Source organism: Campylobacter concisus (assembly GCF_003049705.1).
GTDB classification, from domain to species: Bacteria; Campylobacterota; Campylobacteria; order Campylobacterales; family Campylobacteraceae; genus Campylobacter_A; species Campylobacter_A concisus_AR.
Map to the genome: position 1 here is coordinate 58,876 of NZ_PIRF01000002.1, position 14,902 is coordinate 73,777.

At 40.0% G+C, this 14,902-nt stretch carries 12 protein-coding genes; 10 read left to right on the forward strand and 2 right to left on the reverse strand.

The genetic code is table 11. The features are described 5' to 3' along the window. Positions 1 to 162: 162 nt before the first annotated feature. Genes CVT05_RS02150 through lpxD form a run of 3 tightly spaced genes read left to right on the forward strand, consistent with a single transcriptional unit; the run spans position 163 to position 3,274 of the window. Entirely contained in the window at positions 163 to 1,857 is a 1,695-nt protein-coding gene (locus CVT05_RS02150; RefSeq protein WP_199906728.1) for an acetolactate synthase large subunit, read from the forward strand. Between the two features lie 2 nt (positions 1,858 to 1,859). Further along, on the forward strand, positions 1,860 to 2,321 hold the full coding sequence (ilvN, locus tag CVT05_RS02155) for an acetolactate synthase small subunit (RefSeq protein ID WP_223154204.1): 462 nt from the start codon (positions 1,860 to 1,862) through the stop codon (positions 2,319 to 2,321). Further along, entirely contained in the window at positions 2,321 to 3,274 is a 954-nt protein-coding gene (lpxD, locus tag CVT05_RS02160; protein WP_107697678.1) for a UDP-3-O-(3-hydroxymyristoyl)glucosamine N-acyltransferase, read from the forward strand. Before ilvN ends, lpxD begins: the two co-directional genes overlap by 1 nt. Positions 3,275 to 3,396: 122 nt before the next feature. Here lpxD and CVT05_RS02165 read toward each other — a convergent pair whose 3' ends face one another. Together CVT05_RS02165 and pta are read right to left on the reverse strand one after the other, a co-directional pair. Continuing rightward, positions 3,397 to 4,593: an acetate kinase gene (locus CVT05_RS02165; protein WP_085657298.1), complete on the reverse strand. Its 1,197-nt coding sequence runs from the start codon at positions 4,591 to 4,593 to the stop codon at positions 3,397 to 3,399. Between the two features lies 1 nt (position 4,594). Continuing rightward, positions 4,595 to 5,962 carry a phosphate acetyltransferase gene (pta, locus tag CVT05_RS02170; RefSeq protein ID WP_107697679.1) on the reverse strand — a complete coding sequence of 456 codons (1,368 nt, stop codon included), beginning with the start codon at positions 5,960 to 5,962 and terminating at the stop codon, positions 4,595 to 4,597. 68 nt (positions 5,963 to 6,030) lie between these two features. Here pta and flgH point away from each other — a divergent pair, with 68 nt between their 5' ends. From flgH to hypF, 7 genes are all read left to right on the forward strand, one after another. Further along, the gene (flgH, locus tag CVT05_RS02175; RefSeq protein ID WP_072594280.1) at positions 6,031 to 6,738 is read left to right on the forward strand and encodes a flagellar basal body L-ring protein FlgH; all 708 of its coding nucleotides are present in this window, start codon (positions 6,031 to 6,033) and stop codon (positions 6,736 to 6,738) included. A 344-nt stretch (positions 6,739 to 7,082) separates the two neighbouring features. Next, entirely contained in the window at positions 7,083 to 8,228 is a 1,146-nt protein-coding gene (locus CVT05_RS02180; protein WP_103559628.1) for a hydrogenase small subunit, read from the forward strand. Positions 8,229 to 8,237: 9 nt separating this feature from the next. Then, entirely contained in the window at positions 8,238 to 9,956 is a 1,719-nt protein-coding gene (locus CVT05_RS02185; protein WP_107697680.1) for a nickel-dependent hydrogenase large subunit, read from the forward strand. 9 nt (positions 9,957 to 9,965) lie between these two features. Next, positions 9,966 to 10,646, forward strand: coding sequence for a Ni/Fe-hydrogenase, b-type cytochrome subunit (gene cybH, locus CVT05_RS02190; protein WP_107697681.1), 681 nt, complete (start codon positions 9,966 to 9,968; stop codon positions 10,644 to 10,646). Beyond that, a complete protein-coding gene (locus CVT05_RS02195) occupies positions 10,646 to 11,188 on the forward strand; it encodes a HyaD/HybD family hydrogenase maturation endopeptidase (protein ID WP_012001820.1) in 543 nt (180 codons plus the stop codon). The genes cybH and CVT05_RS02195 overlap by 1 nt, the downstream gene beginning before the upstream one ends. Next, positions 11,185 to 12,657, forward strand: coding sequence for a hypothetical protein (locus tag CVT05_RS02200; protein ID WP_107697682.1), 1,473 nt, complete (start codon positions 11,185 to 11,187; stop codon positions 12,655 to 12,657). Before CVT05_RS02195 ends, CVT05_RS02200 begins: the two co-directional genes overlap by 4 nt. Beyond that, positions 12,641 to 14,866 (forward strand): carbamoyltransferase HypF, encoded by a 2,226-nt coding sequence (gene hypF, locus CVT05_RS02205; protein ID WP_107697683.1) that lies wholly within the window; start codon positions 12,641 to 12,643, stop codon positions 14,864 to 14,866. Before CVT05_RS02200 ends, hypF begins: the two co-directional genes overlap by 17 nt. The last annotated feature ends 36 nt before the right edge of the window (positions 14,867 to 14,902 follow it).

Here is a 14,902-nt window from a genome sequence, read left to right on the forward strand (position 1 = left end):
ATGTTTAATTTTATGTAAAATATTTCGTATTATTCTTTTAAACTAGTTAAAAATTTTTCAATAAAATCAAAGCAATACCTAAAATTCGCTAGAAAGTTAAAATGGATTTAAAATGCTTTGGGATATAATCTGCGATAAATTTATCAAAAGGCTAAAGTGATGATAAAACAGATTTCTGGTTCACAGATGATAAGCGAGGCCTTGCACGAAGAGGGCGTTGATATAGTTTTTGGCTATCCTGGCGGTGCAGCTTTAAATATCTACGACGAAACATATAAGCAGACTTATTTTAAACACGTTTTGGTTCGCCACGAGCAAGCAGCCGTTCACGCGGCCGATGGATACGCTAGAGTCAGTGGTAAAGTTGGCGTTGCTTTTGTGACAAGTGGCCCTGGCTTTACAAATGCTGTCACTGGCCTTGCAACAGCTTATAGCGATAGTATTCCGATCGTGCTTATAAGCGGTCAGGTACCAACATTTATGATCGGTACAGATGCTTTTCAAGAGATCGATGCGGTCGGCATTTCACGCCCCTGTGTTAAGCATAACTTTTTAGTTAATAGCGTTGAAGAGCTACCTCGTATTATAAAAGAGGCCTTTTACATCGCAAGATCAGGCCGCCCAGGACCAGTTCATATCGATATCCCAAAAAATATCACATCAAGACTTGGTGACTTTGTATATCCAAAAGAAATTTCTATCCCAAGCTATAAGCCAACTTATAAAGGCAACCAAAAGCAGATAAAAAAAGCAGCGGTTGCGATAAATGAAGCTAAAAGGCCGCTTTTATACATCGGTGGTGGCGCGGTCGCATCTGGAGCTAGCGAGATCATCCGTAAATTTATGCAAAAAACTGGTATCCCAGCGGTTGAGACGCTGATGGCGCTTGGCGTACTTGATGCAAAAGATAAGCTAAATTTAGGCATGGCAGGTATGCATGGTAGCTACGCTTCAAATATGGCTTTAAGTGAGTGCGACCTTCTTATCTCACTTGGAGCTAGGTTTTGTGATAGGATTACTGGTAGAACGGATGAATTTGCAAAACATGCAAAGATAATTCACATTGATATAGACCCAAGCTCTATTTCAAAGATCATAAACGCCCATTTTCCAATAGTTGGCGATCTTACAAACGTGCTAACTGAGCTTTATGAAGAAGTCAATGCAAAGCCTGAAAACTACGCACCTTGGAGAGAAATTTTAGATAGATATTCTAAACTAAATCCACTTGGCTACACAGATAGCGACAAGGTCTTAAAGCCACAATGGGTCATCGAAGAGACCGCTAAGATAGCAGGAGCTGATGCGATAATCTCAACAGACGTCGGGCAGCACCAAATGTGGGTAGCACAGTTTTATCCGTTTAACCGAGCAAGACAGCTTGTCACAAGTGGTGGACTTGGCACAATGGGATACGGCCTCCCTGCAGCAATCGGCGCAAAATGTGCAAAACCAGACAATCTTGTTATAAATTTTACAGGTGATGGCTCGATACTTATGAATATCCAAGAGTTAATGACGGCTCATGAGATAAATATGCCTGTTATAAACATCATTTTAAACAACAACTTCCTAGGTATGGTGCGCCAGTGGCAAACATTTTTCTATGAAAAACGCTACTCATCGACTGATCTTAGCTTGCAGCCTGATTTTGTAAAGATCGCTGAAGGATTTGGCGGAGTCGGCTTTGTTTGCAAGAGCAAGGATGAGTTTAGAAAGGCTTTAAAAGAAGCGATCGATAGCAAAAAATCAGCGATGATCGATGTTAGGATCGACCGCTTTGAGGACGTACTTCCTATGGTTCCAGCTGGAGCTGCGATTTATAATATGATATTAAAGAGCAAGGAAGAAAAATGAGTATCAGAAGAACGATTTCGGTTATAGTTTTAAATGAACACGGCGTTTTGGCTAGAATTTCTGGGCTTTTTGCAGGCAGGGGCTACAATATTGACACGCTTACAGTTGCTCCAATACCTGAGAGCAACTTCTCAAGACTGAGCATCGTAACTAGTGGCGACGAGAGGGTTTTAGAGCAGATCGTAAAACAGCTTCACAAGCTCATACCAACGTATAAAGTCATAGAAAGTGGCGAATTTGTCGAAAAAGAGATGGCTCTTGTGAAAATTCCGCTTGGTGAAAATTTTGCCGGTCTTGAGGCGATACTAAAGTCGTACAATGGTATCGTTACAAATACAAACGAAAACTACATCGTTGTCATGGTGGCTGACGATGCGAGTAGGATCGAGAGCTTTTTAAAATCGATAAAGAAATTTAACCCAGTTGACGTCGTACGCGGCGGATCTGTGATAATGGATATATGATGAAACTAAGTGAAATAGCCTCAAAAGTAAACGCTACTTTTAGCGGAGAAGATATAGAAATTTTTGCCTTAAATTCTTTAAAAAATGCAAATAAAGCTGAGCTAACATATTGTGACGGCGAGAAAAATGCAAAATTTATAAGTACATCAAACGCTGGAGCCATATTGGTGACAAAATCGCTTTTAGACTTGGTGCCAGCTGGTATGGTCGCACTTGTGTGTGATAACCCGCACCTTGCATTTGCCTTGCTTAGTAAAGATTATGCTAAGCCACTTTTTTGTGAGCCAAAGCCATCAAATATCGCCAAGAGTGCAAAGATAATGCCAAATGTCTATATAGGCTCAAATGTGAGCGTGGGCGAAAATACGGTAGTAATGGCTGGGGCATTTTTGGGCGATAACGTGACTATCGGCAAAAACTGCATCATCCACCCAAACGTAGTCATTTATAACGACTGCGTCATCGGTAACGAGTGCCATCTGCTGGCAAACTGCGTTATAGGCAGTGACGGTTTTGGCTATGCACATACAAAAACTGGCGAGCATGTAAAAATTTACCACAATGGCAACGTAGTTTTAGGCGATTTTGTCGAGATCGGTGCTTGTACGACGATAGATCGTGGTGTTTTTGAAAGCACAATGATCGCAAGCTACACAAAGATAGACAATCTCGTTCAAATAGGTCACAACTGTGAGCTTGGAAATGGCTGCCTCATCGTCTCACAAACTGGCCTTGCTGGCTCAACAGTGCTAGGCAGAAACGTTGTAATGGGCGGACAAAGCGGCTCAGCTGGTCATGTAAGTGTTGGAGACTTCGCGCAGATCGCAGCACGCGGCGGTGTTAGCAAAGATCTGCCTGGTGGCAAAAAATACGCTGGAGCTTATCCTATAATGGAACTTTCAGATCAGTTTAAACTCCAAGCAAAAATTTTGAGATTTTTTAAGAAAAATTAATTGCAAGCTTTTGCGAGCTTAAAATCGCAAAAGCTCTTTATCTCGTAGCCTAAAAATGCTAATTCTATTTTAAAACTAATTAGGCTTAAAATTTATATATCAAGTCTGGCTTAAACATCTATTTATTTGGCTTTACTCTCTTTTATTACTCTAGCCGTTTCTATCGCGATTTCTAGCTCTTCGTTTGTTGGGATGATGAGTGTTTTTATCTTAGCGTCATCCCCGTCTATGCATCTCTCACCTCGCATGTCTTGGAAATTTAGATCGTGATTTATGTGAATGCCAAGATGTTTTAATTCGTCACAAATTTTTTGCCTTGTATTTGGTGCATTTTCGCCGATACCGCCAGTAAATATAAGTGCATCAACGCGTCCTAAAATGGCGTAATATGAGCCAATATATTTTTTTACTCGGTAGCAAAACATCTCAAATGCAAGCTTTGCTCGCTCATCATCTTGCATTTTGGCCACAACCTCTCTCATGTCGCTTGAGCCACAAATTCCAAAAAGTCCGCTTTTTTTATTTAAAAAGTTATCGATCTCGTTCCACTTTAAGACGCCGATATTTAGCAGATAGATGACCACGGCTGGGTCCATATCGCCGCTTCTTGTGCCCATTATGAGCCCTTCAAGCGGACTAAGACCCATCGAGGTGTCGATGCTTTTGCCATTTTGCACTGCACAAGCTGAGGCGCCGTTGCCTAGATGAAGCGAGATAGCGTTAAATTTATCAAATTCTATGCCAAGCATTTTGGCCGCTTGCTTGCAGACATATCTGTGTGAAGTGCCGTGAAAGCCGTATTTTCTGATGTGATGAGTCTTGCAAACGTCATAAGGTAGAGCGTAGCGGTAGGCGTACTCTGGCATGCTTTGATGAAATACCGTGTCAAAAACGACCACGTGAGGTACATTTTTGCTCTCTTTCATCGCGTTTTTAATGCCAGCAAGGTGCCCTGGGTTATGAAGTGGGGCAAGTGGGCTTATCTCCTCGATCTTTTTGATGACGCTTTCATCAACGATCATTGAGCTAAAAAAGCTCTCACCGCCGTGAACTATCCTGTGTCCGATACCATCAAGCTCGCTTAGATCGTGCAATGTGTGTGATGTAACAAAAAGCTCGTTCATCGCCTCAAGTCCGTCATGGTGGTCTTTTATAAAGCGTTTTATCTCGTAGGTTTCGCCATTTGCTTTTAGTACCGCTCTTGAGCTGGAGCTACCGATTTGCTCGACTAGACCGCTTGCTAGACTGGTTTTGGTATCCATTGCAAAAAGTTGAAATTTTATTGAGCTACTACCCGAGTTTAAAACCAAAATTCTCATATTATTCTCCTGCTTGTATGGCACTGATTAAGATGGTATTTACCACGTCTTCAACGAGGCAGCCGCGACTTAGGTCATTAACCGGCTTTTTTAGCCCTTGAAGTATCGGACCCACAGCTAGAGCGTTTGCACTTCGCTGAACCGCTTTATAGCAGATGTTTCCACAGTTTAAATTTGGAAAGATAAAGACATTTGCACGTCCAGCAACCTCTGAGTTTGGCATCTTTTTGCTAGCCACGCTTAGATCAACGGCTGCGTCAAACTGAATTGGCGCTGCGATCTTTAAATTTGCATCAAGCTCTCTCGCCTTTTTGGCAGCTTCTTTTACAAATTCCACATCAGGTCCACTTCCACTATCAGCCGTAGAGTAGCTCAGCATAGCGATCTTTGGGTTAAGGCCAAAGGCACTTGCCGTTTGAGCGCTGCTTAGCGTTATGCTAGCTAGCTCATCTGTGCTTGGATTTGGCGTGACAGCGCAGTCTGCAAAGAGCAAAATTTCTTCTTCAAGTGCCATAAAAAATGCCCCACTTACCACACTTACATTTGGCTTTGTTTTTATTATCTGCAAGGCTGGGCGGATCGTATCAGCCGTGCTCATCGTAGCGCCACTTACCAAGGCATCGGCTATGCCTTCATGAATTAGCATCGTAGCAAAGTAAATTTTATCTTTAGCAAGTGCGTTTGCCTTGACTTCGTCCACGCCTTTGTGCTTTCTAAGCTCATAAATTTTCTTTACAAATTCCTTTGTTAGCTCGTTTTGTGCTGGGTCGATCACTTTGGCTTTGCTTAAATTTAGCCCCAAAGCGGCCACTTTTTTTGAAATTTCATCTTTAAGTCCTAGCAAGATGATATTTGCCGCCCCTTTTTCTAATACGATGTGAGCCGCTTTTAAAATTCTCTCATCGTCACTCTCTGGTAAAACAACGGTTTTGTTTGCAACTTTAGCTCTTTTTAGAAGCAAGCTTTGAAATTTAAATTGTGTGATGATATCTGCTTGATAGTTTAAAATTTCGTCGATCTTATCGGTGATTAGAAGCTTTGAGTTCGGATTTAGCGCTTTTAGCTCGCTTGCATTTTCATCAAAGACTGGAGTATTTAAATTTCTAGCTAGCTTTAAATTTAGCTCGCTTTTGCCAAAGACACTAAAACTCTCACAGCCAAGAACTATGACAAAGTCGCTTTTGGCCTTTAGCTCTTCAAATTTGTCTATAAATTTTAGAAAAAACTCTTTTTCATTTGAATTTATTAAGTTATTTTTATCGTTTTCATCTGGGATTATCTTAAAAATCTCAACTTTTTTGAATTTTGTAGCTATAATTTCTTGCAGATGTGCTAAATTTTTGTCTGTAAAAACGTAACAACTTTTCATTTGCGACCTTTTTAGGAACTTAAATTGCTTAATTCTAGCACAAAGATACTTATTTTAAGGCATTTTTTATGAACCATAAAACGATTTGGCTCGTCTTATCTGCGGGCATTATTTGCACTGGCTGCACACCAAGTGCTGATCCTCATATCAATATGAAACCCCCGGTTTATGTCGAGCAACTCCCTTCAAAAGATAGTGGAACCGGACAAAGCAACGCTGGCAGCCTCTTTGGAAAGGGCGAAAATCCTCTTTTTTCAGATAGAAAAGCGATGAATGTAAATGACATCGTGACTATCGTTATCTCAGAAAATGCAAGCCAAACTTCAACTGGTAGCAAAAGTACAAATAAAGATAGTACTATATCGCTTGGTGGCGGTGTATTTACGGCTGGAGCTGCTCCACTTTCAAATATAGCTGATAATCTAAACAAATACGGCGACATAGGCTTTAAAGCAGGTGGTGGTAATAAATTTACAGGTAGTGGCACGAGCAACAGAAGCGAGAAATTTACCGCAACCATTTCAGCCAGGATCATAAAAATACTAAATAATGGCAATTACTTTATCGAGGGTAGCCGTGAGCTACTTATAAACGGCGAAAAGCAGATTATGCAAGTAAGCGGTGTCATCAGACCTTACGACATCTCACAAAATAACGAAATCGACTCAAAATACATAGCTGATGCCAAAATTTTATATAAAACAGAGGGCGAGCTAGACAAATCTACCAAAAAACCTTGGGGCACAAGGCTTATGGAAGCTATCTGGCCATTTTAATGCAACTTTAAAAGCCTAAATTTCATCCATTTGGGCTTTTAAAAATTCATATCTCAAAAATTTCTCTCGCCTTAAATATGCTAAATTTTTAAAAATCATTAAAAATTATAGTTGATATTTACTTTCAGAATAATATGCTTAAAATATTGAAAATTCATCAAAACAAAATAAAATTTCTCAAAATATTATTTTTTATATTTTGAAAATATATCGCAAAAAAGGGATTTTAATTTTTTTAATTAAAATTTATTTAATTATAAATATTAATTTTTTAAAATAATTTTTTACTTCTTTAAACAAAGATATTATTAACAAAAGTAAAATTTTCAAGCAAAGGAGCTTATATGAATAATGACTTGCGTCAAAAGATAGATAGACGCTTAAGTGAGCTTAGTGCGTTACCTAAGATGAAAAGCGACTCGAGTATTGCGCAGCTTTTAAAAGAGAAAGGCTTTACGAGGCGTGATTTTATGAAGTGGGCTGGTGCAATGACAGCTTTTATGGCTCTACCAAGTGCGATGACACCGATGGTTGCTCGTGCTGCTGAGCTTAGCGATAGGCTTCCTGTGATATGGCTTCATATGGCAGAATGCACAGGCTGTAGCGAGAGCTTGCTAAGAACTGATGCTCCAAGCATAGATAGTCTTATATTTGACTACATAAGCCTTGAATACCACGAAACTATTATGGCAGCTTCTGGTTGGCAGGCTGAAGAAAATTTAGAGAGCGCGATCGAAAAATATAAAGGCAGATACATTTTGCTAGTTGAGGGCGGTATCCCAACTGGTGCGACTGAAAATTTCTTAACAGTAGGACCTCATGGCACAACAGGTAAAACTCATGCTGTAAATGCTTCAAAAGACGCAGCTGCTATCTTTGCGATCGGCACCTGTTCTAGCTTTGGTGGCATTCAAGCAGCTAAGCCAAATCCAACAAATTCAGTCGGTCTTTCAAAGGTGACTGATAAGCCAGTCATAAACGTGCCAGGCTGTCCTCCAAGCGAGAAAAATATCGTTGGCAACGTGCTTCACTACTTGCTATTTGGCACCTTGCCTGCACTTGATGTTTATAACAGACCAAAATGGGCTTATGGCTTAAGAATTCACGATCTTTGTGAGAGACGCGGACACTTTGACGCTGGCGAGTTTGTCCAAAACTTTGGCGACGAGGGTGCAAAAAATGGCTACTGCTTATACAAAGTAGGTTGCAAAGGTCCATATACATTTAATAACTGCTCACGCGAGAGATTTAACCAGCACACATCATGGCCGGTTCAAGCGGGACACGGCTGTATAGGCTGCTCAGAGCCAGACTTCTGGGATACGATGGGACCATTTGAAGAGCCTATGGCAGATAGACTCTTTGATACTGTTTTAGGTCTTGGGGCTGATAATGTCAGCGATAAAGTTGGCATTGGAATTTTAGCTCTTACTGGCATTGGTATAGCAGCTCACGCTGTTATAGCTTCTATGAGTAAAGATAAAGAATAAGGCGAAAAAATGAGTGAAAAAAGAATAGTAATAGACCCTATAACACGTATCGAGGGGCACTTAAGAATAGAAGTTGTTGTAGATGACAATAATGTCGTAAAAGAGGCGTATTCTGGCTCAACTCTTTGGAGAGGCTTAGAGCAGATTGTAAAAGGTAGAGATCCAAGAGATGCTGGCTTTTTCATGCAAAGAATTTGTGGTGTTTGTACATACTCACACTACCGAGCAGGTATTATCGCAGTTGAAAATGCTCTTGGCATCAAGCCTCCATTAAATGCTGAGCTAACTAGAACGCTGATGAACGCAGCTTTATATCTTCACGATCATATCGTGCATTTTTATCAGCTCCACGGCATGGACTGGGCGGACGTAGTCTCTGCACTAAGCGCAGATGTGCATAAAGCTAGCGAAGAGGCGTTTAAATACACTGATTTGCCATTTGCCACAGGAGCTGACAAGCTAAAAGAGGTAAAAGAGAGAGTTGAAGCCTTTGTTAAAAAGGGCAACCTTGGACCATTTGCCAACGCATACTGGGGACATAGTACATATAAATTTACGCCAGAGCAAAATTTAATCGTCCTCTCACACTACTTAGAGTGCTTAAGGATTCAAAGAACAGCAGCTCAGATGATGGCTATCTTTGGTGCTAAAAACCCACATCCACAAAGCCTAACAGTTGGCGGTGTGACTTGCGTGATGGACCTTATGGATCCAGCTAGAATGGGCGAATATATGAGTAAATTTGCTGAGATCAAAGAATTTGTTGATAGAGCTTACTATCCAGATATCTTGATGGCAGCTAAAGCTTATGGTAACGAGCCAAGCGTTCTAAACGATGTTGGTGTGGCAAATTTACTCTGCTACGATGAGTTTTTGATCGGCAAAAATGATCATCTATTTAAAGGTGGCTATATCTTAAATGGCGATCTTAACAAGGTTTATGATATCGATGAAAATAAAATCACTGAAGAAGCTACTAGGTCTTGGTATAAAAACGACAAAGCACTTCACCCATATGACGGCGAGACTGAAGCAAACTACACAGGCCTTATTGATGGCGAGAGCATAGACGCCGAGGGCAAACTAGCTCACAGTAAGCTTTTTGATACAAAAGGCAAATATAGCTGGATCAAAGCACCAAGATATGATGGCTTGCCTATGCAAGTAGGACCGATCGCAAGCATCGTCATAAACTACGCTAGAGGCAACGAGAGAGTTAAAAAAGTAGTTGATGAATTTTTAGCAAAGAGTGGCTTGCCACTAAGTGCAGTTTTCTCAACTCTAGGCAGAACCGCTACTCGTATGCTTGAGGCAAAAGTAGTAGCAGAGCACACTATGGACGCATTTAATGCCTTAGTAGAAAATTTAAAATCAGATCAAGAGACCTGCGCAAAATATGTAATCGATAACAAAAAAGAGTACAAAGGAAATTTTCAAGGCAACGCTCCAAGAGGTGCGCTTAGCCACTGGTGCCGCATAAAAGATGGCGTCATCACAAACTGGCAAGCGGTCGTGCCAAGCACTTGGAACGCCTCTCCAAAAGACGCACAAAATCAAATGGGAAGCTACGAAGCGTGCTTAGTTGGTTTAAAGATCGCTGATCTTTCAAAACCACTCGAAATAATACGAAAAATTCACTCTTACGATCCTTGCATCGCATGTGCTGTGCATGTTATGGATACGAAGGGAAATGATTTGAGTACCTATAAGATAAATCCAAATTTGTAAGGAGAGAATATGTCACATAAAAATGCTGACAGGATCAGCGAATACGAATTCTCCATCGGCGTTAGGCTGACACACTGGATTAGATTTGCAGCGATCACACTTTTGGTTGTGAGTGGCTACTATATCTCGTACGTTTTTGTGAGTCCAGAGATCACGAGCGAGCCTACAAATTTTATGCAAGCAAAGTGGCGTATGGCTCACCAGATCGCTGGCTTTGTGCTGATAGCGGCGTTTATCTTTAAATTTTATCTATTTGTCTTTGATAAACATAGCAAAAAAGAGTGGATGAGTGTGGTTGATTTTCTAAATCCAAAAATTTGGATCGCACAGATCAAATACTATCTTTTTATGGGGCCACACCCGCATTTAAGGGGTGTTTATAACCCATTGCAGTTTGCCTCATACTTCTTCTTTTACGTCATCTTAGCACTTATCTGCCTAACTGGCCTAGTGCTTTACGCTCACGTTTATCACAATGGACTTGGCGGAGCGATCTACGAGCCAGCAAGATACTTTGAAGAGCTTATGGGCGGACTAGCAAATGTTAGGACGATACATAGAATTTGCATGTGGATCATCATGATATTTGTGCCAATTCACGTTTATATGGCGATATTTAACGCCGTTAAAGGTAAAAATGGAGCGATGGACGCCATCGTTAGTGGCTATAAATTTGTAAAAGAACACTGATGAGAGTGCTTGTTCTTGGCATTGGCAACGTGATGTTTGCTGATGAGGGCATAGGTGTTCATTTTGTAAATTTGATGGCTAAAAACTATAAATTTACAAGCTCTAAAAACGAGCTTACTTTAATGGACGGGGGCACTTTAGCCCTCGCTCTAACTCACATAATAAGCGAATTTGACTATCTTATCGTCGTTGATTGTATCAGCGCAAATGGTGCAAGCGTGGGCGATGTTTATTTTTTCGACTTTCTAAACGTACCAAATTTTATCAGCTGGGACGGCTCGGCTCACGAGATCGAGATGCTTCAAACCCTTCATCTAATGGAGCTGGCAGGCGACAGGCCGACAACCAAAATCCTAGGCATCGTGCCTAGCCGCATAGAGTCATCAAATTTTAGCCTCTCAGATGAAGTGATAAAAGCTTCTAACATCCTAGAAAAAACGCTGCTTGATCACTTAAAAGAGCTTGATTTTAAGTGCGAAAAGGTAGCAAATTTCACCCTAAACGACACCCTCGATGACTACGCCAAAAAAGGTTTAAAATGATACTTGCTTTTAAATTTGACTGCTTTAAAGAGCCAGCCTTTTTGGCACCATTTTTACGCTCATTAGCTAAAGATCTTAAGCACTCTATAAGCTGTAAAAATGATCAAATTTGCCTAAAAGTAAGTGGCTTTGCCAATGAGCTTAGTGCCCTAGCAGATAGAGCTAGCGCCATTTTGCCTTATAGCCTTTTTATAAAGCATAGCGAGGTTGATACAGCAGACGAGCTTGACGAGGCGGGCGAAATTAAGAAGGTAAAATTTGGCACGCTTAGCCCATCTCAAGCGGCGGCATTTTTGGCTAATGGCAAGGCTATTTTAAATGAAAGTGGCGTGCTTACTTGGAGTAAATTTGAGGGCGAGATAACGCTTGGTAATTTTAATGAAAAGCTAAAAGCTTGCCTAAATTTATTAAAAAACGGCAAGGGCGTTTGCATAGAGCAAGATGAAAATTTATATGAAATTTCTTTTGGGGTAAATTTTGACGCAAATTTCTTGATGCCTGTAAATTTAAAGCAGCTACCAAAAATTTTTATCGCCGATGATAGAGCTTTGACATTTCTAGCTAGCTTTGAAAAACCACTTTTAGCACTAAAAACTACAGCCATTTATAGGCAAAATCATGAGGATGCACCGCTATTTTTTGACGTGATGGCGCCAAATGACCTTTTTCTTTATGCCATTTGCGAGCAGCTAAATAAAGAGGGCTTTAGCTTTTTAAGCGTTAAAGTAAAGGAGCAAAAAAATGCTATTTCAAGGCTTACTTTGCTTGAAAGTAGCGCAGTTTTAAGCCCATTTTTCTATGCAAAAAACGAGGAATTTGAGCTTAGTAATTTTGGTGATATAGCTTTGGGGCTAAAATTTAGCAAATTTAGCGATGATGAAATTTGCCTGCTTTCAAAATCAAGCAAAACGCAGCTTCTATTTTTGCCAAAATTTAGTAGCTTTGAAGAAATTTATGAGCTCATAAGAGCCGAGGAAGGCGGCGAAAGGCTACTTGAAAACTTCAGTAAAGAGCACACCTTGCCAAGCGGTAAATTTAGCTCAAATGCTAGCTTTTTCTCGCTATTTTGCATAGCTGGACGCTTGCTTGGCACAAGCAGTGATTTTAAAAAAGCAGGGGAGAATTTGCTTCTTATGGCAAGCGATTTTAGCGGTCAAAAGGGCGTTAGGATAGATTACAAAATGAAAGATGACTTTGGTTTAGACGGGGTTAAGTTTGTAAAAAGTATCATTTCGTTTGTCCTTGCTGGCGCTGGAGAGAAGAATATCAGCTTTGGTTGCACCGAGTCTTTGGCGCATTTTTTGAGCGATTTTAGCTATGAAAAACGAGATAAATTTAATATCAAAAATATTACTTTAAGCGGGGATTTATTTTATAATAAGGTAGTTAGCAACTTGATAAAAAAGCACCTAAACCCAAATATAAAAACAAATTTTGACCCCGGATTTGGCGTTGAGATCAAGCTTTAGATATGAGATCAAAGGCTTAGTTCAAGGCGTAGGTTTTAGACCTTTTGTCTATACTTTGGCGGACAAATTTAAGCTAGTTGGCGAAATTTACAACGACGATGAGGGCGTGAAGCTAAATTTTAGTGGCGAAGAGGCTAGCTTTTTGGCTTTTGAAAAAGAGCTTTATGAGAAGCTACCAGCCCTTGCTAGGATCGATGAGCTAAAGAAGATTAAGATAGATAAAATTTATGAAAAGCTTGAGATCATCGCTTCAAAGTCGGCAACCAAACAAGCGCCTATCTTGCCTGATTACGCGCTTTGTGACGACTGCTTGCGCGAGTTTTATGACCCCACAAATCCACGCTACAAATACCCGTTTATAAACTGCACCAACTGCGGACCTAGATTTTCGATCATCAAAGCATTGCCTTATGACAGGGTAAATACAACGATGAACGAGTTTAAGATGTGTGAGTTTTGCGAGAGCGAGTACAAAGACCCGCTTAATCGCCGCTACCACGCAGAGCCGATCTCTTGTCCAAACTGCGGGCCAAAACTCTATCTAAAAGATAAATTTGGCAAAGTCTTGGCTAGTGGGAACGAAGCGGCCAAAGATGCGGCTAAGCTCATAAACGAGGGCAAAATCTTAGCCATTAAAGGGCTTGGTGGCTTTCATTTGATTTGTGATGAGACAAATGAAGCCGCAGTTAGCGAGCTAAGAGCTAGAAAGCACCGCCCAAGCAAGCCCTTTGCCCTAATGAGTAAAAATTTAGAAAATGCTAGGGAGATAGCACAAATTTCAGAGGCGGAGGCCAGGCTTCTTACTTCAAATTTAAAGCCAATTGTCTTGCTTGAAGCAAAAAATAGCTCAAATATTGCAAAAAGTGTCGCTCCAAATTTAAACAAGCTTGGCGTTATGCTCGCATTTAGTGGCATACATCTTTTGTTGTTTGACTATTTAGAACACGACATCATCGCAACTAGCGCAAACATCTCAGGCGAAGTTGTGATAAAAGATGAGAGCGAGCTAAGAGAAAAGCTAGGTGACGTCATAGACTTTTACCTTGATCACGACCGAGAAATTTACTCGCCAAGTGACGATAGTATCGCATTTTGCGTTGAAGATGAGACTATTTTCACAAGAACGAGCCGTGGCTTAAATCCAAATTTCATCCATACAAATTTCAAGCAAAAAGGGACATTTTTAGCCCTTGGAGCGGAGCTAAAAAGCTCATTTTGTATCTATAAAGATGGGCTTTTGATGATTAGCCCGTATATCGGCGATCTAAAAAATGTGGCGACTTTTGATAGATTTAAAGATATTTTTACCCTTTTTGATAAGACTTACAACCTAAAAATCGATAAAGTTATAGCCGATTTACATCCAAATTTTTTAAATACAAAATGGGCAAAGGATCAGGGCTTTGAGCTAGTTCATCTTCAGCATCACTACGCGCATTTGCTAAGCGTGATCTTTGAAAATGATCTAGCAGATAAAAAATACCTTGGCTTTTGTTTTGATGGCACTGGATACGGGGAAGATGGCAAAATTTGGGGTGGCGAGGTCTTTAAGCTAGATAAAAAGAGTTTTAAAAGAGTTTATCACTTTGATGAATTTAGCCTATTTGGGGGCGAAAACAGCATCAAAAATATTTATTTAATCGCATATTCTATTATTTTAAAATACTCTCTTGAGGACGAAGCTGGTAAATTTTTAGTAAATTTTGATGAAAAAATGCTTGCAAATTTTAAAAAAATGGAGCAAAAAGGATTAAACTTAGTAAAGACTAGCTCAGTTGGTAGGATATTTGACGCATTTGGGGCGATTATTTGTGGGCTTTTTCACTCGAGTTTTGAGGGCGAGAGTGGTATGAGACTTGAAGCACTTTATGATAAAAATTTAGATGTGTGTTATAAATTTAGCCTAGACAATGGAGTGATCGGCTTTAAAGAGGCTTTTAAAAGTGCTTTAAAAGATGAGCCAAGAGTGGCTGCAACGGCATTTATAAATGGCTTTGCTGATATTATTTTTGAAATTTCAAAAAAAGAAAAAATGGAAATTTTACTAAGCGGTGGAGTTTTTCAAAATAAGACTTTGCTTGAACTTATTTACAAAAAATTTACTAAAGCAAATTTGAAATTTTATATCAATAAAAAATTCTGTAGCAACGATTCTAACGTAAATTTAGGGCAAATTTATTATTATTTATCCACATTTTCTAATAAGTGATGTATAATGATTATAAACGGTAATCAAACGAGAAAG

Bases quoted from the DNA above. Each gene is read 5' to 3' on its own strand.
- CVT05_RS02185 (WP_107697680.1), top strand. From the start codon at position 8,238: ATGAGTGAAAAAAGAATAGTAATAGACCCTATAACACGTATCGAGGGG.
- pta (WP_107697679.1), bottom strand. From the start codon at position 5,962: ATGAAAAGTTGTTACGTTTTTACAGACAAAAATTTAGCACATCTGCAA.
- CVT05_RS02180 (WP_103559628.1), top strand. From the start codon at position 7,083: ATGAATAATGACTTGCGTCAAAAGATAGATAGACGCTTAAGTGAGCTT.
- CVT05_RS02165 (WP_085657298.1), bottom strand. From the start codon at position 4,593: ATGAGAATTTTGGTTTTAAACTCGGGTAGTAGCTCAATAAAATTTCAA.
- lpxD (WP_107697678.1), top strand. From the start codon at position 2,321: ATGAAACTAAGTGAAATAGCCTCAAAAGTAAACGCTACTTTTAGCGGA.
- flgH (WP_072594280.1), top strand. From the start codon at position 6,031: ATGAACCATAAAACGATTTGGCTCGTCTTATCTGCGGGCATTATTTGC.
- cybH (WP_107697681.1), top strand. From the start codon at position 9,966: ATGTCACATAAAAATGCTGACAGGATCAGCGAATACGAATTCTCCATC.
- CVT05_RS02200 (WP_107697682.1), top strand. From the start codon at position 11,185: ATGATACTTGCTTTTAAATTTGACTGCTTTAAAGAGCCAGCCTTTTTG.
- CVT05_RS02195 (WP_012001820.1), top strand. From the start codon at position 10,646: ATGAGAGTGCTTGTTCTTGGCATTGGCAACGTGATGTTTGCTGATGAG.